We start from the raw sequence: 17,641 nt of genomic DNA, 5'->3' as shown, positions 1-17,641 counted from the left end.
AATACTCGCTGTCCAGACCTGTCCACGGGCTCAGCCCATGGAATGTCTGTACCCAGCCGAGTAAGCCCCGGTCACATAGTGTTCCAACTGCCGCTCAATATCGCCCAGCAGTGACGATGCACCAAAGCGGAACAGGTCGGGTTCCAGCCAGCGGTCGCCCAGCTCATCCTTGATCAGCGACAGGTAGACCAGCGCGTCCTTGGCCTTGGAAATCCCACCCGCAGGCTTGTAGCCAACGCGATATCCGGTGCGGTCATAGTAATCCCGGATCGCCCGGATCATCACCAGCGACACGGGCAGGGTGGCGTTGACGCTTTCTTTGCCGGTCGAGGTCTTGATGAAATCCGCCCCCGCCATCATGCAGACCAGCGAGGCGCGGGCGACGTTGCGCAGCGACCCAAGTTCGCCGGTCGCCAGAATGGCTTTGACATGGGCATCGCCACAGGCCACGCGGAACGCCTTCATCTCATCATACAATGCCTGCCAGTCCCCCGACAGGACCTGACGGCGTGAAATGACGATGTCGATCTCTTCGGCCCCGGCTTTGACGCTTTCCTCGATCTCGGCCACGCGCAGGTGGAAGGGCGACAATCCGGCGGGAAAGCCGGTAGAAACCGCCGCGACGGGAATACCGGTGCCTTCCAGCGCCTGAACCGCCGTGTCGATCATGTCGTGATAGACACAAACGGCCCCGGTGGTGATCGGTGGCATGTCCAGCGCCTGCAGTGTGGCCGACGCAACCGGCTGCCGCGCCTTGGCGCACAGGCGGCGCACGCGGCCGACCGTATCATCGCCCGACAAGGTGGTCAGGTCGATCATCGTGATCGCCCTCAGCAGCCACGCCGCCTGATACTCTTTCTTCACCGACCGCCGACCCGGCAGGGTCGCCGCGCGCCGTTCAATGGCCGAGGTATTGGCCTGCACCGCGCGGACCCAGTCCAGATCAAGCTCCATACCGGGGTTTCTGGGTTCGGTCACTTGCGGCAGATGCGCGGTGCGCACGGGGCTTTCTGAGCTCTGCGTATCCATCATCACGTCCTTTGGGAGGTTTGCGCCAAAATCGCACGGGACGCCCGCAAATGGAAGGTATCAGGTGCGCTTGGGTGCAAATTTTTTGACCATTTGGAAAAATAATCGCAGGTTTTGTTGCGAATAATTCGCAATTGCGTTGACTTAGTTGCGAATGGTTCTCATATTCAATCTCAACACGGAACCTAATCTGGGGTCTGAACATGATTCGTCGCAGTTTTCTTGCTGCCATGGCTTTTGCCGCATCGATGCCGTTCGCCGCATGGGCGGAGGCACCGCTGAAAGTTGTCGCCACCACCGGGATGATCGCGGATGCCGTGCGACAGGTGGGTGGCGATCAGGTCGAGGTGAAAGGCCTGATGGGCCACGGCGTCGACCCGCATGCCTATCGCCAGACCCGCAGTGACATCGTTGCGATGACCCGTGCCGATCTTGTGCTGTGGCATGGTCTCTACCTCGAAGCGCAGATGGAAGATTTCTTCGGCGATCTCGGACGCAAACAGACCGTGATCGCGGTGGCCGAAGGCATCGACAAGACCAAGCTGCGCGCCCATGACGATTACGCCGACAAATACGACCCGCATGTCTGGATGAGCCCGACCCTTTGGGGCGATGTCGTGACCGAGGTTCAGGCAGCACTGACCGAGGCGCGCCCCAAAGCGGCAGAGGTTTTCGCCGCTAACGCAACCGCGCATTTGGCCGAACTGGAGGCTTTGACAGCCTATGCTGATCGGGTTTTGACCGCTGTCCCTGAAAACAACCGCGTGCTGGTCACAGCCCATGATGCCTTTGGCTATTTCGGCGCGGCCTATGGTTACGAGGTGATGGGCGTTCAGGGCATCTCGACCCAGTCCGAAGCTGGTTTGAACCGGATCGGAGAACTGGTCGATACGTTGGTGGATCGCCAGTTGACCGCTGTTTTTGTGGAAAGTTCGGTCTCTGACCGCTCGATGCGCGCGCTGATCGAAGGGGCTGCGGCCAAGGGTCATGAGGTGACTGTGGGTGGCGAATTGTACTCGGATGCAATGGGCGAGCCGGGCACGTATGAGGGCACCTATGTCGGCATGCTGGATCACAACATCACGGTGATTGGCGGGGCGTTGGGGGCCGATGTACCGGAACGCGGCTTGAACGGCAGATTGTCGGCGGGGTTCTGAGCGATGCTTGAACTGGCCACAGATAAGGGTGTTTCGGTCGTTGAGCACAGCATAGGCGACAGCCCGTTGGCCATTCGGGGTCTGACCGTTTCCTACGGGCAGAAACCTGCCGTCTTTTCGGTGGACATGACCGTTCAGTCCGGGGCCATGACAGCCATTATCGGCCCGAACGGGGCCGGGAAATCGACCTTGCTGAAAGCAGCGCTTGGGATCGTGTCCCCTTTGTCGGGCCGGGTAACGGTGTTTGGCGAACCGCTTGAGGCGCAGCGTGCCCGGATCGCTTATGTGCCGCAGCGGGCCAGTGTCGATTGGGACTTTCCGACCCGGGTGATTGATGTGGTGCTGATGGGCCTGTCACGGCAGCTGGGCTTGCTGGGCCGGGTCCGTGCGCGCCACAAGGCGGCGGCGATGGATTGCCTGAACCGCGTGGGCATGCGCGATTTTGCGGATCGTCAGATCGGGCAGCTTTCGGGGGGGCAGCAACAGCGTGTGTTTCTGGCCCGCGCGCTGGCGCAGGACGCTGACCTGTATCTTTTGGACGAACCCTTTGCCGGGGTTGATGCGGCAACCGAAAAGGCCATCATCGCGGTGCTGAAATCGCTGAAAGAGGCGGGCAAGACCGTCGTGGTCGTGCATCACGATCTGGCCACCGTCACCGATTATTTCGATCATGTCTTCCTGATCAACACTCGCAAGGTTGCCGAAGGCCCGGTAGCCGAGGCGTTTACCGCCGAAACCCTGCAATCCGCCTATGGGGGCCGTCTGGCCACCGCGCAAATCGACCAGATTTCGCGCGCGCTGGGGTGACACATGCTCTGGGATGCTCTGAGTCTGCAGCTTGGCTATAACGCCACGCTGGTTGCCATCGGTGCGAGTTTGCTGGGCGTCTCGGCAGGAGTGACCGGGACTTTCCTGTTTCTGCGCAAACGTGCACTTGTCAGCGATGCGATCAGCCATGCGACCCTGCCGGGCGTCTGTCTGGCCTTCATGGTGCTGGTGGCGTTGGGCGGGGATGGGCGCAATCTGCTGGGTCTGCTGGCCGGATCTGCGGTCTCGGCCTGGATTGGCCTGCTGTGTATGAACTGGCTGACCCGCCACACGCGCCTGGCCGAGGACGCCGCGATTGGCGCGGTCCTGTCGGTGTTTTTCGGTTTTGGCATCGTCCTGCTGACGGTCGTTCAAACCATGGGCGTTGGCCGTCAGGCGGGGCTTGAGGGGTTCCTGCTGGGCTCGACCGCCGGGATGTTATGGGCGGATGCCTTGATCATCGCCATCGGTGGCGCGGCGACGCTGGTACTGGTTCTGATCCTGCGCCGCCCTATGACTCTGGTTGCCTTCGATCCCGAATACGCAGCAGCCCGAGGGCTGCCGGTGCATCGCATCGATCTTGCCATGATGGGCCTTGTGATGGCCGTGACTGTGGTTGGTCTAAAGATCGTCGGCCTGATCCTAATTGTGGCCTTGCTGATCATCCCTCCGGTCACGGCCCGGTTCTGGTCGGAACGGTCGGATCGGGTGGTGCTGCTGGCCGGTCTGGCAGGTGGTTTGGCGGGCTATATCGGGGCCGCTTTGTCGGCGACCGCACCAAATCTGCCGACCGGGCCGATCATCGTTCTGGTCAGTTTCGGCTTCTTTGTCCTGTCGCTATTCTTTGCGCCGGTGCGCGGTGTGTTGGCGGCTGTGCTGCGTCACCTGCGTTTCCAGCGCCGCGTTCACATCCGTCAGGGGTTGCTGGCCTTGGCGCAGGGTCAAAAGATCTACGAACCGCTGACCCTGCGCCTGCTGCGCCGCGCCGATCTGGTCCGCGCCGACGGGGTGGCGACCGAGGCCGGAAAGGCCCGCGCCGCCAAGGCCCTGCGTGACGAAAAACGGTGGGAGATCGTGCGCGCGGACCAAGCGCATGAGGCGACGGCGGCGCTCTATGACGGGTTGCGCGACATTGAAACCGTGCTGACCCGCGACCAGATCGCTGACATCGACCGCCGGATCGGCAACCCGCAGGAGGTTCCGGCATGAGCGGTGAGGAATTTGTCCCCCTGTCCCTGACGCCGCTGCTGATCGGTACCTTTGCGGCCATTGCCTGCGCGCTGCCCGGCAACTTTCTGGTGCTGCGCAAACAGGCCCTGATCGGGGATGCAATCAGCCATGTGGTCCTGCCCGGCATTGTCGTGGCCTTTCTGGTGACCGGAGCGATTTCGACCTGGCCCATGATGCTGGGCGCGGCGGGCGCGGCGATTGTGGCCGTGATCCTGATCGAGGCGATCCGGCGGCTGGGTCAGATCGAACCGGGGGCCGCCATGGGCGTGGTCTTTACCACCATGTTTGCAGCGGGCGTGCTGTTGTTGGAGCAGACCGACACTTCGACCGTGCATCTGGATGTGGAACATGCGCTTTACGGCAATCTGGAAAGCCTGATCTGGCTGGATGCAACCGGCTGGTCCTCGCTTTGGGATTGGCAGGCGCTGGCGGGCCTGCCGCCCGAACTGCCCCGGATCGCCATTGCTCTGCTGGGCGTTCTGCTGTTCACCTTCCTGTTCTGGCGTCCGCTGAAAATCTCGACCTTTGACGAAGGGTTCGCACGCACCATGGGCATCCGCACCAATGCGTTGGGTTTGGCCCTGGTGATCGTGGCGGCGATTGCAGCGGTCGCCGCGTTTGATGCGGTCGGGTCGATCATCGTGATCGCCATGTTCATCTGCCCGCCCGCAGCGGCCCGGATGATGACCAACCGGCTGGAAACCCAAATCGCGTGGAGCGTTGGTTTTGCGGTAATTTCAGCCGTGTCGGGTTATGTGTTGGCGGGCTACGGCCCGCTCTGGCTGGGTGCGGCGGATGCTGTCAGCGCCGCAGGCATGATCGCCACGATGTCCGGGTTGATCCTGGCCCTGACCGCAATCTTTGGTCCATGTCGGACGCGGGTCGGGGCGCACACGACTGCGTGAATTGGCGTTTTCCTGCCAGTGCTGTCCGCACGTCATCGGCTGAACTCTGCCAAGACGGCCAAAGCGACAGTCTTAATAAGCCTTTTAGGCAAGCGCGTGTTAGATCGTGTTCATTGAAGGCTGAATACCTACCACTCACTTCGGCATGTCCGGGCAGTTGCGGTGCGAGGCCAGCGAATGCGCCCGCCGATAATTGCCCGGACTTCCCCCTCTCTGAACGCTAGTCCATGCTGAATCACCGTTCAAACCGGTGGCAGAATCGCGTGCGGCTATGCTAGGTGTGGTGGTATGGCGCGATCAAACCCCAATATCAGCGACATTCGCCCTGTCATCCGGCAACTCGACGAGGCTGCGATCAATCGAATCGCAGCGGGCGAGGTGGTGGAGCGTCCGGCCTCGGCCGTGAAAGAGCTGGTCGAGAACGCAATCGATGCCGGGGCCACACGGATAGCCATTGATATTGCCGATGGCGGCAAGACCCTGATCCGGGTCACCGATGATGGCTGCGGCATCGCGGCTGCGGATTTGCCGCTGGCCTTATCACGGCACGCGACCTCGAAGATCGACGGGTCGGATTTGCTGAATATTCACACGTTCGGGTTCCGGGGTGAGGCGCTGCCCTCGCTGGGCGCCGTGGGTCGGTTGACGATCACCAGCCGGGTGCCTGGGGCCGAGGCTGCGCAAATCCATGTTGCGGGCGGCAAGGCTGAGGCGGTCAAACCCGCCGCTCTGCGCGCAGGAACCGTTGTCGAACTGCGCGATCTGTTCTTCGCCACGCCCGCCCGGTTGAAGTTCATGCGCACCGACCGGGCCGAGGCGCAGGCGATCACCGATACCGTCAAACGTCTGGCCATGGCGGAACCGGCTGTGACCTTCACCCTGCGCGATGTCTCGGGCGGGGGCGAGGGGCGGGTGACCTTCCGCGCCGACCGCGAGAATGGCGATCTGTTCGACGCGCTGCACGCCCGTCTGGCCCGCGTCATTGGCCGCGAATTTGCCGAAAACGCCCTGCGGATCGACGCCACGCGCGAGGATATCCGTCTGTACGGTTATGCCGCCCTGCCCACCTATTCGCGCGGTGCGGCGGTGGCGCAGTACCTGTTCGTCAATGGCCGCCCCGTCCGTGACAAGATGCTGACCGGCGCGCTGCGGGCGGCTTATTTCGATTTCCTCAGCCGTGACCGTCACCCGGCGGCGGCGCTGTTCATCGACTGTGATCCGACACTTGTGGATGTGAACGTGCACCCTGCCAAATCCGAGGTCCGGTTCCGCGACCCCGGTGTGGCGCGGGGGCTGATCGTGTCCGCCCTGCGGCACGCCCTGGCCGAGGCCGGTCATCGCGCGTCCTCGACCGTGGCCAACGCGACCTTGGGGGCGATGCGTCCGGAACCGGCGCAACCTGCGCCCGCGCGGGTTTATCAGATGGACCGGCCCTCTCCTGCAGCACGGCAGGCCGCGTACCGCGCGCAGTCTCCGGGGTTTGCCGAATTGGCCAATGATTACAGCGGCAGCATTGTCGAACCGAGCCCCGTCGCGCCGGTCGCCGAAGAGCCACCGGCGCAGGACCTGCCTTTGGGCGCGGCACGCGGGCAGGTACATGAGAACTACATCATCGCCCAGACCGCCGATGGCATGGTGATCGTCGACCAGCACGCCGCGCATGAGCGGCTGGTCTATGAGAAGCTGAAAACCCAGATGGCCGAAAACGGCGTCGCGGCGCAGGCGCTGCTGATCCCGGAAATCGTGGAACTGTCCGAGGGCGATTGCGCCCGTCTGATGGCGGTGGCCGATGACCTGTCGAACCTTGGCCTGACCCTCGAACCCTTCGGCGGCGGGGCTGTCGCCGTGCGCGAAACCCCGGCCATTCTAGGTGAGGTCGATGCAAGCGCGATGATCCTGGATATCCTTGATGAACTGTCCGATCAGGGCGAAAGCCAGATGGTGCAGGCGCGGATCGAGGCGATCCTGAGCCGGGTGGCCTGTCACGGCTCGGTCCGTTCGGGCCGCCGGATGCGCGCCGAGGAAATGAACGCCCTGCTGCGCGAGATGGAGGCGACGCCCCATTCCGGCCAATGCAACCACGGGCGGCCGACCTATGTGGAACTGAAACTCAGCGATATCGAACGGCTGTTCGGGCGCAGTTGATCCGGTGCCCCGGACGCGTTAAGAAGATAGAAACAAAACGAGAACATATTGAGCGACATGATCGAGATTGCAGGCACCCAATACGCGCTGAACGACCCCGTGGTCCTGACTGTTGGGGGCGTGGTCGCGCTGATTCTGCTTCTGTTGTTCCTGTCGTTGCGGGCGGCCAACCGCTCGGCCCGGATGACGGAACCGCTGGCGCGGCAGATGGCGCATCTGGGCCAGCATGTGCAGCAGTTGGGGCAGGGGCAGGAACAGTTGCGCGGCGGGTTGCAGCATGTCTCGGACACGCAGGCCAACGCGCAGGTGCAGGTGATCCAGACAGTCGAATCGCGCCTGTCCTCGGTGCAGCAGCAGATGAATGACCGGCTGGCCGATAACGCGATGAAATCAGCGCGCGCGCTGGCCGAGATGCAGGAGCGGATGAAGGAATCGCTGCACGGCTCATCGAAACAGACCGCAACATCCCTGACGCAGTTGCAGGAACGTCTGGCGGCCATCGACAAGGCGCAGGACAATATCACCAAACTGTCGGGCGATGTGCTGTCGCTGCAGGATATCCTGTCCAACAAACAGACCCGCGGCGCGTTTGGTGAGATTCAGCTGAACGACATCGTCTCCAAGGCGCTGCCGTCGGACAGTTTCCAGTTGCAGGCGACGCTGTCGAACGGGCGACGCGCCGATTGTTTGATCAACCTGCCGAACCCGCCGGGGCCGATTGTGATCGACAGCAAATTCCCGCTCGAGGCGTATGAGGCGCTGATCGCGTCCACCAACGACGCCGAGTTGAAAGCCGCGGTGCAGATGTTCCGCAGTACGGTGCGCAAGCATATCAATGATATTTCCGAGAAATACATTCTGGACGGCGAAACCGCCGACGGCGCGCTGATGTTCCTGCCGTCCGAGGCGGTTTATGCCGAGTTGCACGCCAAATTCCCGGAACTGGTGCAGGAGAGTTTTTCGAAACGAGTCTGGATCGTCTCGCCCACCACCTGCATGGCGACACTGAACACCATGCGCGCGATCCTCAAAGACGCAAGGATGCGGGAACAGGCAGGGGCAATCCGCAAGGAACTGGGCCTGCTGCACAAGGATGTGGAACGTCTGGGCGACCGGGTGTCCAATCTGGATCGGCATTTCGGACAGGCGGCCAAGGATATCTCGGAAATCAAGATCAGCGCGGAAAAGGCGGGCCGCAGGGCGCAGCGGCTGGACAATTTCGATTTCGAGGAACTGGCCCCCGACGATCGCACAAACGTGGTTCCGTTGGGCAAGACCGAAGGCTAGGGCCTATTGGATCGACAGGTCCAGATTGTACCCAACCGTCTTTCCGGAATCGCGGTCGTTGCCCATCAGATAGACACGGATTGTATAGTCTCCATCTGCGGGCAGGGTGATCCGGGCCGTGTTGCCCTCAATTGACCCGTTGTAGATCGCCACGCCATCGCTGCCGGGTGGCAGGATGTTGAAGTAAATCACTCCATTTCCATTGGTGTCGCTGACTTGAAGTTCGGCGAACATCTCTTGCCCGGCCTGCGCATCCAGCGAATAGTCGAAATACTCATCGCCAGTGACAGTCCCGCTGACCATCGTGCCGAAATTGCCCGGCTCAAACTGCACCTCGGCCTTCATCTGGGCCGAGGCGATGGGGGCAACACAAACAAGCGCCAATGTCATCAGGATTCTTGGGATCACATTCCTTCCCCTTACGTCGCGTGTTCCCGCGAAAACGAAATCTGTTGTTCAGATGCGCAGGAAGGGCTGAAGCAAGCGCGGCACCAGTTTGGTGAATTTCAGCGGCGCATCCGTCACGGCCAGACAGATGCAATCCTCTGTCATATCAGCGACCGGAGTATGTTCCAGATCCTCATCTGCGATCTCGACATCGCCGCGGGCAAAGCGATCCACTTCGTCCGAAAAAGCGCCTTGTAGAACCATAGTCAGTTCGGTGCCGTTATGCCCGTGATCCGGCACGGCCACACCCGCCGGAATGAACAACAGCCGCGCGGTCGCCTCGTTTGTGGTCGGCAGGATCGCCTGTTTGACGCCCATACCAATAGGCTTCCACTTGATGTCGTCCACAGTTCCGCCGACATAATCTTGCAGGGGGGTCGGCAGGACGGCGCAGTCCGGACGGGCGGGCTTGGGGGTCGGTGCGCCTTGGGCGATCAGGGCCATTGTGGCAGCCAGAGACGTGTCGCTCATGCTCATCGCATCGGATTGCTCTTCCAGAACATGCCCACCCACAGCGTCAAAGCTCTCGGCCCGTGCGCGGCAATGGTCGCACAGCGACAGATGCGTCGCGACCATCAGGTCGAACGCTTCGGGCAGAGAGCCGGCGGCATAAGCCATCAGCAGATCGTCCGTCAGGTGATGTTTGATCGGGTTGCTCATCTTACTCATCTCAGTTCATCGCGTGGCGCAAGCGGTCCAGCGCCAGCCGTATCCGTGATTTGATCGTGCCCAGCGGCAATCCGGTCTCAGATGCAATCTCTCGATGGCTCAGATCGCCAAAATACGCCTTCTCGATCAACTGTCTCTGCGCCTCTGGCAATGCCGACAGGGCATTGCGCAGTTGCGCGGTTTCCTGTTGCAACGCAATGACATCGTCCTGATCCGGCTCGGCCTCGGGTCCCCATCCCAGCTCTTCGGGTTCGGGGCGGCGTTGCTTGCGCAGCACGTCAATGCGCTTGTTCCGAGCGATGGTGAACACCCAGGTGGCCACCGTTGCCCGTGCCGGATCGAACAGATGGGCCTTGTGCCACAAGGTCGCCATCACCTCTTGCGCGCATTCTTCGGCCATCGCGGCGTCTGATCCTGATTTCATCAGGAACGCCTTGATGCGTGGCGCGAAGTGCTGGAACAGTTCGGCAAAAGCCGCCTGATCCTGCGCGTCCCGGATGCGTCGAACATGGTCCACCCACTCGGTCCTGGTGTCGCAACTGGCTTTCGTTCCGTTCACCTGTCTACCCTTGATGCGTTTCTTTGCGCGCCAAGGCTGAGGGGCGGCCCGTTCGGCCGCGGGTTCGTCCAAGGTCACGGTATTGATCTCGGTAAACATAACCACATTACGGTGGGTGGCCCAAGACGGATCACTTTCGCGCGACAAAATAATCCAATCTGCGCTAGGTTTCGTATTGGATACAAACGGTGTTCGCGGAAAAGAGCGCCATTTGAACAGTTTACAGGCACAGCGGATACGCGGCGAAATGAAGAAAATCGACCATATCGCAGGTCACACCTATCACGGACGCAAAGGCGCGATACGGAATGCGTTTCGCTACTCGGTCGACTATATCCTGCTGGACCCCGAGGCCGACCCCGAGACACCTTTCCTGTTCTCGATCGACCGGGCAAACGTTACCAACTGGCGCAGCACAGACCATGGCGGAGAGCCGGGGCAGGGTGTCGGCGCACAATGGCTGCGGGCGCGGTTCGATGAGATGGATGTGCCGCAGCCCGCGCAAATCATGTTGCTGACTCAGCCACGCGTGCTGGGCCATGTGTTCAACCCGGTCAGCTTCTGGTTCTGCTTCGACAGCAAGGATCAGCTATACGCCGTGGTGGCCGAGGTCACGAACACCTATGGCACCCGCCACAGCTATGTCTGTCACAAGCCGGATTTCGTGCCGATCGACCCGTCGGATCGGGTGGTTGCGGACAAGCTGATGCATGTTTCGCCGTTTCAGGTCATCGAAGGAAGGTACACGTTCCGCTTTGACTATCGGCCCGAGCGGGTTGGGGTCTGGATCGATTACGGACGAAAGGGCGGTGGCCTGATCGCCACGTTGACCGGACCACGCCAACCGCTAACCAACCGCACGATCCTTTGGTCGCTGCTGCGCCGCCCGTTTGGGGCGCGGCGGACATTCACGCTGATCGTCTGGCAGGCGATGAAGCTGTGGCTGAAAAAGGCGCGCTTCCGCCCGTTTCGCACCGCGCCGGTGCCCGATCACCCGGTATCGCGGGTCCGGCGCTAGCGCGGGCCTTGTTTGCGTAAGATCAAAGACTCGGGCGTGGCGAACAGGTCAGATGGCCGTGAACCGCGAACACGAGGAGCTGAAGACATGCTGGAAATTTCGGCAAGAAAAGTCGCCCAGGTGGCCATGATGGGCCGCGAGCTGGAACGGGCAGAGGGCGAATTGCGCGCCTTTGTCGACCGCATGAGCGAGGACGAACAGGCCGAACTGGTGGCCATCATGTGGATCGGCCGCGAGAGCTTTTTCGCCGAAGATCTTGCCGAAGCCATCGCAACGGCCAAATCCGAAGCCTCGACCCCCTGTGCGGATTACCTGATCGGCACGCCGCACCTGTCGGATCACCTGGAGAACGGGCTGGATGCGCTGGGGATTTCGGCTGAGGATGTTGAGAATGATCTGATGTAGCCTCGGCCAGCGCCCTGGTTTGATACGGTGCGATCCCCCATCTCAAAAAGTTAACGAACATTAACGAGGCCGCGTAGCTTCGTTAATGACCCGCTCCTTTATTTGAACTCAGACGGCCTGAAACCCCGAGTTCAAGGAGGAGAGAGAAATGGAACTTTTGCACACCGCCAGACCGCAGAACAGCCTGCTTGCTTCCCTGATGTCCACCTACGCAGACGCCCGCATCGAACTCAACCGGCGTCGGACATATGCACAAGCCACCCGCGTATTGGAAAACCTGAGCGACCGTCAATTGCAGGACATTGGCGTCCCTCGCAGTCAGATCAACCAGATTGCATATGACAATACCTACAACGGCCCGCGCCTCCGCAGATGAAGGCGCAACGGAACACCATTGGTTTTGGAACATGTCGGGAGGTTGAAAGATGTTTGACGGAAACCCTGTGAGTGAAATGACGCCTGCGGCAAGCGCCTTATTACTGTTTGATCGTGCAATGAAGATACGCGCGATCAGTGCCGATATTGTGTGTGCGGCTCAGGAGTTGAACCGGATGTCAGATCACGAGCTGTCGGAGCTTGGCATAAACCGAAGTGATGTCGAGGACACAATCCAGCGCTATATTTGAAGGGGTCGTCAGACGCGACTACGTCGAAGAGCTTGCGTTGTCTTTGGTGACCGCTGAAACCAAATAGCCATACCAGTCGAAACGGAATGGCTATTTGGTGTTTCGGGTGTCGTGACCAGCCTTAGGTCAGATGATCCACAACTTGCAGATGCTGCGCCAATTTATCGATCTCAGCCATCCAGCCCTGAACCAGTTTCGGATCGCTGGGGGCTGCGTGCACGCCTGCGGGGATGGCGCGGTTCAGGACGGCCTCGATGGCCAGTGAGACCGGGATCGACACCAGCCGCGCCATGGCGGTGCCGCGTTGGTCACCCCAGGCGTCCATGACGTAGGTTTTGTGCCAGACCGGAATGCCGTCTTTCTCGGCCTTCAGGGCGACGCAGAGGACCACGCGGTCGGGCTCGCCCTCGTCATAGGCGTTTTCGGTCCAGAACTGGTCCGACATTTCCTTGAGGCGGGCATCGCCTTGCGCTCCCGAGAGGGTCTCGATTTCCGTGAACACATCCGCCCACGCATCGGCCCAGCCGTTCAGGCGCAGGGTGCCGCGGACGAATTCCTTGACCGGCCAGTGATCCTCGAAATGGTACTGGGCCATGAAGGGGAGGGAGTCGCGGTTCGGGTAGACCTCAAAGCTTTCCGGCGTGGGTAGCGGCGCGACATAGCTGCTGATGGCGTCCCAAGGGCGGGCGACGTCCAGCGGGGCGTAGTCGCGGATCGATTTCGAAGGTGAGCGCAGGGCTTTCAGCACACCCAGCGGCGACCAGCTGAACTTGTAGCGGAACGGGTTGGGGTGCTTGGGGATGCCACCGCAATACGAGATAAAGCTCAGGTGGTTTTCCGCATCAAACGCGTCCGAGGCGCGGTAGTCGTCGACCAGCGCGTGCGCCATCAGGTGGTCGATGCCGGGGTCCAGCCCGACCTCGTTGACCAGCGCCACACCGGCCTCGCGGGCCTTGTCGTCCAGCGCGCGCATCTCGGGCGCGATGTAGGACGACGAGACGAAGTTGGCCTGTTTCGAAATCGCCAGTTCCGCCAGAGGCACGTGCCAGTCGCCCGGCAGCATCGAAACGATCACGTCGCCTTTTGCCAGAACCGCGCCCAAGGCGTCGATGTCAAAGGCGCGGATGTCGTCGGTCAGGTCTCCGACCTCGGCCTGGGCTTTTTCGACGGTCCGGTTCCAGACGGTGACCTTGTGCCCGCCTTCGATCAGGCGGCGCAGGCCGGGGATGGCCGACAGGCCGGTGCCACACCAGTGAATGGTCATCGTTCAGATCCCTTCGATATGGGTTTTGTAGGTTGCTTCTGCCCGGCCCCAGACGCCGCTGTCCAGATCGGTCAGCGTCAGCAGAGAAGGCAGCAGTTGCGCGGCGTAGTCTTGCGAGCTTTCGACCGGCAGCATCGATGGCAGGTTGTCGATCGCCATCACGTCCATCACCGGGTTGGTGGCCACGCGCAGGGCGGGGGCGTCCCATGTGGTGGCGCGGTCGTACACAGGCACCGGGTTGTAATCGCTGTCCGGGTCGCAGGCGACGTCGCCGATTGCGGTCAGATTGCGCGGGGCGGTCAAGGCCTCTTGCGGGACAAAGACGGGTGTGCCGGGGCGGGCGAAGATGCAGTTCAGGAACAGGTCGTGGCTCAGGATTTCGGGGAACGGCCCGCCGCTGGCGGTCTCGGCCATGTCCCATTTGGTTACGGAAACTCCCATCGCCTCGCACAGATCCGCCGCCCCGGTGCCGACACGGCCAAGGGCACCGATGACGATGGCGCGGGGGCGGTTTGCGCCCGTGGCGTCCAGTTCCGCCAGCAGTTCGGCATTCAGCGCATCTTTGCCGGGATAGACGCCAACCGGTGGGCATTGCTGTCCGCGTTGCTGCGCGGCCCATGTTTTCAGCGTGACGGCAGCCCCGGCATAGCCCGCCCAGTAGCCAAAGGCGGCGACACGGCGGCCATCCTCATCCACCAGATATTCCAGATCATAAAGCGTGCCGCCGCCAGCCTTGAACCGTTCCAGCAATGCGCGGCCCGAATGCTGGCCCTTGTAGGCATGGCCGAACATGATGTGGCGATGGGGCAGGGGGGTGCCGTCCTCGGGCAGTTCCTTGAGGCCGAAGATAATCGCTTCCAGCGGCGCTTCGGGCCAGGAATTTTCAGCCGCGATCTCGCAGCCCGCATCCCGGTAGCCATCAATCGCAATGGCGCGAACCGAACTTTCCTCGACTGTCACGCGGATACCAGCCGCGATCAGGGCGGCGGCCCCTTCGGGGGTCAGCCCCACCCGTTCCTCGTTCGGGCGCTGTTCTGCCCGGACCCAGAGATGTGTCATGCGTTGTCCTTTTGTCAGAGCATTCCGGCGGCCCGCACCGCCTGTACCGATGCGCGTGCCTCCATCGCCTCGCGGAAGGCCAGAATTTTGGGAAAGGCCGAGACGTCAACACCGTCGCCCTCAAGCCAGCTGCAAACGACATACAGATACGCATCCGCCAGCGAGAACTGATCGCCCAGCACAAACGGCCCGCGCAGCCCGTTCGACGAGATATAGTCACAGGACGCGGTCATCGTCTGCGGAACCTTGTCCTTCATATCTTTCCAGCTGGCTTTCTTGTCAGCCCAACGCGGCCCGCGAATTTTGTGGGCGTGGTTCACATGCATTGTTGAGGCGAGGTAATACATCACCTCGCGCATCCGCGCCGCCATGATCGGATCGTCGGGCACCAGCTCCGCCTTGGGGGCAACGGCTGCGATATAATCCAGCAGCGCACCGGTTTCGGTCAGGATACCGCCATCGACCACCAGCGCCGGAACGCGCCCCTTGGGGTTAATCTGCTTGTAGGCCGGTTTCGTCTGCTCCCCCTCGGCGAAGTCCAGCCTGATGGCCTCATAGTCCAGCCCCGCCTCTTCCAGCGCGATGGCAACTGCGACCGAGATGGTGCGGGGGGCATAATAAAGCTGCATCGGGGCCTCCTTACAGATGGGTTTGCGCGAACTGCCGGTCGGGGGCCTCCAGATGCGGGACGGCGTTGAACAGGACCGGGCTGAGATGCGCGCCAATCGGGTGCAGACGATGCATCGACGTGTTCATGATGGCAAAGGCCACTCGTGCCATGGCTGGTATGTCCAGCCCCATCGCCTGCCGCACCACCATCGAGATCAACCCGCCCGAGGTGACAACGATGGCTGGCCCTCCCTCGGTTCCGATGTCGCGCAGGGCATCGCGAACGCGGGTTTCGAACTGGTCGAAAGTTTCCGGCGCGTTCTCGATGTCACCCTTGGCCCAGGCGGCGAAGGTCTTGGGCAGGTGCTCGACAAAGCCTTCGCGATCCGTGGGGACCGCAACGCCGTGCTGCTCCTCGAACAGTTGGGCAATCGTGAAATACTCGATCTCGTTCAACCGCGCGTCTCGGATCGGATCATTCAGCCCCATGCTGGAGGCGGTTTCGGCGTGGCGGGTCAGGGTGCCGCAATAGACGCGCGTATAATGGCTGCGCGTGTCCCGCAGATGCGCACCCAGCCAGCGGGCCTGTTGATGCCCCAGATCGCTGAGCTTGTCATAGTTCTTCTCGTCCCGCGCCGCCGTGTTGGCCTGCCCGTGACGCACCAAAGTGATATGTGACATGTCGGTCCCTCTTACGCAGACGTCTTAGGGCACGTTCCATGCAGGGACCAGAGGGGTTTCGCGCCCGCCCGAAAAAATCCTCGCTGCGGGGTCATTTGTGGCTATGTTCGGCGCGGATAGCGTAGGAGGGGGTCAATGCCAGTCGATCACAAACGGTTCTTGTCCGATCTGCACATGCTGCGCACATTCGGCGCGTCTGGTGTTGGCAAGGGGGTGGTCCGTCCCGCCTATTCACAGGCCGATATCGCTGCGCGGAAATGGCTGGCCAGGCGCATGGCCGAGGCTGGCCTGACACCGCATTTCGACCCGGTCGGGAACTTGTTCGGGTTGGCAGACCGTCCGTCTTTGCTGATGGGGTCGCATTCCGACAGCCAGCCCGAAGGCGGTTGGCTGGACGGCGCGCTGGGCGTCATCGCTGCGCTTGAAGTGGCGCGATCCAGCGACCGCCCAATCTCGGTCGTGAGTTTTCAGGATGAAGAGGGGCGCTTTGGCGTCACCACCGGGTCCGCGGTCTGGTCCGGCGGGTTGCCGCTGGAGAAGGCGGATGCGTTGACCGACGGTTCCGGTGTCCGATTTGCTGAGGCGCGATCGGGTATGGCCGACCTTTCACAAGGCTTTGTGGACCCTTCCCGGTTCAGCGGGTTCATCGAGATGCATATCGAACAGGGCCCTGCGCTTGACGCCTCAGATCAGCAGATCGGCGTTGTCACGGATATTGTCGGCATTCGCGATATGTCGATCACGTTTGAGGGTCAGCAGAACCATGCGGGCACCACACCCATGCATCTGCGCCGCGATGCGTTTCAGGCCCTCTCCCTGTTCAATGCGCGCCTGAATGACCGGTTTCAGAATGTTGTGACGCCGCAAACCGTCTGGACCATCGGGCGCGTGGATCTTCATCCCAATGCCTCCTCCATCGTGCCGGGGCGGGTGCGATTCTCGATGCAATGGCGCGATGGCGATGCAGATCGTCTGGTCCGCATGGAAGATATCGTCCGGGAAACTGCCGAAAGCGTGGCCGTGGAACTGGGGATGGTGCTGCATTTCGGCACGATGCTGGGGCTCGAGCCTGTTGCCATGGATAAGACATTGCGCAGTGCGTTAGAGCGGGGGGCCGAGCAGGTCGCGCCGGGCAATTGGCAGCAGATGCCCTCGGGGGCCTTGCACGATGCCACCAACGTGTCACGCCTGATGCCGGTTGCAATGCTGTTTGTGCCCTCGATCAACGGAATCAGCCATGATTTTGCCGAAGACACGGCTGAGAGTGACCTGATCGCCGGTCTCCGGGTGCTGGAACATGCCGTCGCCGCATTGAATGGTCAGAATTGACGCTTGGTTGCCAATTCACTGATATATGGCGGAAAATTCTAAGCTATGTCATACAGGTTTGGCCTCTGCCGCAGATCTTCACGAAGCTGTGCCACCCTGATCGTTTTGCGAGTGTTGCGCAACGGAAAAAAGTTTCCTATAGGAACATCAAGGATGCATGCGCCCGTATACTGGCCGGTCCGGTGGCGGCACAGGCCGGAAATCCTGGGCTGAATCGTTGCAAAAAATGCAACTTTGGTCAGACTGGCGGATATGCGTTCTGACAAATTGAACCACAGAAGGTTTTCGCCATGACCTCACCGAAACGCACGCCCTTGTACGCCTTGCACGTTGAGTTGGGAGGTAAGCTGGTTGATTTTGCGGGCTGGGAGATGCCTGTTCAGTATCCGATGGGGATTATGGGGGAACATAAGCA

Annotated in this window: 19 protein-coding genes and 1 pseudogene; 12 read left to right on the top strand and 8 right to left on the bottom strand. The window is 61.4% G+C overall.

Annotation, left to right across the window (positions count from 1 at the left end; all coding sequences use genetic code 11):
* Positions 1-30 precede the first annotated feature (30 nt).
* Positions 31-1,029, bottom strand: coding sequence for a deoxyribose-phosphate aldolase (gene deoC, locus ACR0C9_RS07445; RefSeq protein ID WP_480626596.1), 999 nt, complete (start codon positions 1,027-1,029; stop codon positions 31-33).
* 203 nt (positions 1,030-1,232) lie between these two features.
* On the opposite strand from deoC, the gene ACR0C9_RS07440 reads away from it, so the two are divergent.
* From ACR0C9_RS07440 to ACR0C9_RS07415, 6 genes are all read left to right on the top strand, one after another.
* Positions 1,233-2,186 (top strand): metal ABC transporter solute-binding protein, Zn/Mn family, encoded by a 954-nt coding sequence (locus ACR0C9_RS07440; RefSeq protein WP_480780707.1) that lies wholly within the window; start codon positions 1,233-1,235, stop codon positions 2,184-2,186.
* Positions 2,187-2,189: 3 nt separating this feature from the next.
* Entirely contained in the window at positions 2,190-2,993 is an 804-nt protein-coding gene (locus ACR0C9_RS07435) for a metal ABC transporter ATP-binding protein (RefSeq protein ID WP_170631050.1), read from the top strand.
* A gap of 3 nt (positions 2,994-2,996) precedes the next feature.
* A complete protein-coding gene (locus ACR0C9_RS07430; RefSeq protein ID WP_480780706.1) occupies positions 2,997-4,202 on the top strand; it encodes a metal ABC transporter permease in 1,206 nt (401 codons plus the stop codon).
* Positions 4,199-5,128 carry a metal ABC transporter permease gene (locus ACR0C9_RS07425; protein WP_170623185.1) on the top strand — a complete coding sequence of 310 codons (930 nt, stop codon included), beginning with the start codon at positions 4,199-4,201 and terminating at the stop codon, positions 5,126-5,128. The genes ACR0C9_RS07430 and ACR0C9_RS07425 overlap by 4 nt, the downstream gene beginning before the upstream one ends.
* A gap of 288 nt (positions 5,129-5,416) precedes the next feature.
* On the top strand, positions 5,417-7,273 hold the full coding sequence (gene mutL, locus ACR0C9_RS07420) for a DNA mismatch repair endonuclease MutL (RefSeq protein WP_480780705.1): 1,857 nt from the start codon (positions 5,417-5,419) through the stop codon (positions 7,271-7,273).
* Positions 7,274-7,330: 57 nt separating this feature from the next.
* Positions 7,331-8,560, top strand: coding sequence for a DNA recombination protein RmuC (locus ACR0C9_RS07415; RefSeq protein WP_480780704.1), 1,230 nt, complete (start codon positions 7,331-7,333; stop codon positions 8,558-8,560).
* Between the two features lie 3 nt (positions 8,561-8,563).
* Here ACR0C9_RS07415 and ACR0C9_RS07410 read toward each other — a convergent pair whose 3' ends face one another.
* The 3 genes from ACR0C9_RS07410 to ACR0C9_RS07400 are packed head-to-tail and all read right to left on the bottom strand — an operon-like array spanning position 8,564 to position 10,334.
* Positions 8,564-8,968, bottom strand: a complete 405-nt coding sequence (locus ACR0C9_RS07410) for a hypothetical protein (RefSeq protein WP_480780703.1) — start codon at positions 8,966-8,968, stop codon at positions 8,564-8,566.
* A 48-nt stretch (positions 8,969-9,016) separates the two neighbouring features.
* Positions 9,017-9,667: a ChrR family anti-sigma-E factor gene (locus ACR0C9_RS07405; protein ID WP_480583924.1), complete on the bottom strand. Its 651-nt coding sequence runs from the start codon at positions 9,665-9,667 to the stop codon at positions 9,017-9,019.
* Positions 9,668-9,677: 10 nt separating this feature from the next.
* Positions 9,678-10,334 carry a sigma-70 family RNA polymerase sigma factor gene (locus ACR0C9_RS07400; protein WP_170521351.1) on the bottom strand — a complete coding sequence of 219 codons (657 nt, stop codon included), beginning with the start codon at positions 10,332-10,334 and terminating at the stop codon, positions 9,678-9,680.
* Positions 10,335-10,482: 148 nt separating this feature from the next.
* On the opposite strand from ACR0C9_RS07400, the gene ACR0C9_RS07395 reads away from it, so the two are divergent.
* The 4 genes from ACR0C9_RS07395 (at position 10,483) to ACR0C9_RS07380 (ending at position 12,284) form a co-directional block, all read left to right on the top strand.
* A complete protein-coding gene (locus tag ACR0C9_RS07395; RefSeq protein ID WP_480780702.1) occupies positions 10,483-11,253 on the top strand; it encodes a DUF1365 domain-containing protein in 771 nt (256 codons plus the stop codon).
* 87 nt (positions 11,254-11,340) lie between these two features.
* Positions 11,341-11,658 carry a DUF3775 domain-containing protein gene (locus ACR0C9_RS07390; RefSeq protein ID WP_170521355.1) on the top strand — a complete coding sequence of 106 codons (318 nt, stop codon included), beginning with the start codon at positions 11,341-11,343 and terminating at the stop codon, positions 11,656-11,658.
* Between the two features lie 148 nt (positions 11,659-11,806).
* Positions 11,807-12,034, top strand: a complete 228-nt coding sequence (locus ACR0C9_RS07385) for a YjiS-like domain-containing protein (RefSeq protein WP_170521357.1) — start codon at positions 11,807-11,809, stop codon at positions 12,032-12,034.
* A 49-nt stretch (positions 12,035-12,083) separates the two neighbouring features.
* A complete protein-coding gene (locus ACR0C9_RS07380) occupies positions 12,084-12,284 on the top strand; it encodes a YjiS-like domain-containing protein (protein WP_170453662.1) in 201 nt (66 codons plus the stop codon).
* Between the two features lie 121 nt (positions 12,285-12,405).
* On the opposite strand, the gene ACR0C9_RS07375 is transcribed toward ACR0C9_RS07380, so the two are convergent.
* Genes ACR0C9_RS07375 through ACR0C9_RS07360 form a run of 4 tightly spaced genes read right to left on the bottom strand, consistent with a single transcriptional unit; the run spans position 12,406 to position 15,897 of the window.
* Positions 12,406-13,548 (bottom strand): saccharopine dehydrogenase family protein, encoded by a 1,143-nt coding sequence (locus ACR0C9_RS07375; RefSeq protein WP_480780701.1) that lies wholly within the window; start codon positions 13,546-13,548, stop codon positions 12,406-12,408.
* A gap of 3 nt (positions 13,549-13,551) precedes the next feature.
* Positions 13,552-14,607 (bottom strand): saccharopine dehydrogenase, encoded by a 1,056-nt coding sequence (locus ACR0C9_RS07370; protein WP_480780700.1) that lies wholly within the window; start codon positions 14,605-14,607, stop codon positions 13,552-13,554.
* 14 nt (positions 14,608-14,621) lie between these two features.
* Positions 14,622-15,236 carry a glutathione S-transferase family protein gene (locus ACR0C9_RS07365; RefSeq protein ID WP_170521363.1) on the bottom strand — a complete coding sequence of 205 codons (615 nt, stop codon included), beginning with the start codon at positions 15,234-15,236 and terminating at the stop codon, positions 14,622-14,624.
* Positions 15,237-15,246: 10 nt separating this feature from the next.
* Positions 15,247-15,897 carry a histidine phosphatase family protein gene (locus ACR0C9_RS07360; protein WP_480780699.1) on the bottom strand — a complete coding sequence of 217 codons (651 nt, stop codon included), beginning with the start codon at positions 15,895-15,897 and terminating at the stop codon, positions 15,247-15,249.
* Between the two features lie 135 nt (positions 15,898-16,032).
* Between ACR0C9_RS07360 and ACR0C9_RS07355 the strand changes: the two genes are divergently transcribed.
* Together ACR0C9_RS07355 and gcvT are read left to right on the top strand one after the other, a co-directional pair.
* Positions 16,033-17,226 (top strand): Zn-dependent hydrolase, encoded by a 1,194-nt coding sequence (locus ACR0C9_RS07355; protein ID WP_480780698.1) that lies wholly within the window; start codon positions 16,033-16,035, stop codon positions 17,224-17,226.
* A 290-nt stretch (positions 17,227-17,516) separates the two neighbouring features.
* A pseudogene (gene gcvT, locus ACR0C9_RS07350) lies at positions 17,517-17,641 on the top strand (glycine cleavage system aminomethyltransferase GcvT); the annotation flags it as partial.

It is taken from the genome of Ruegeria sp. C12 (assembly GCF_056537745.1).
This window is presented reverse-complemented; position numbering and strand designations above follow the sequence as displayed.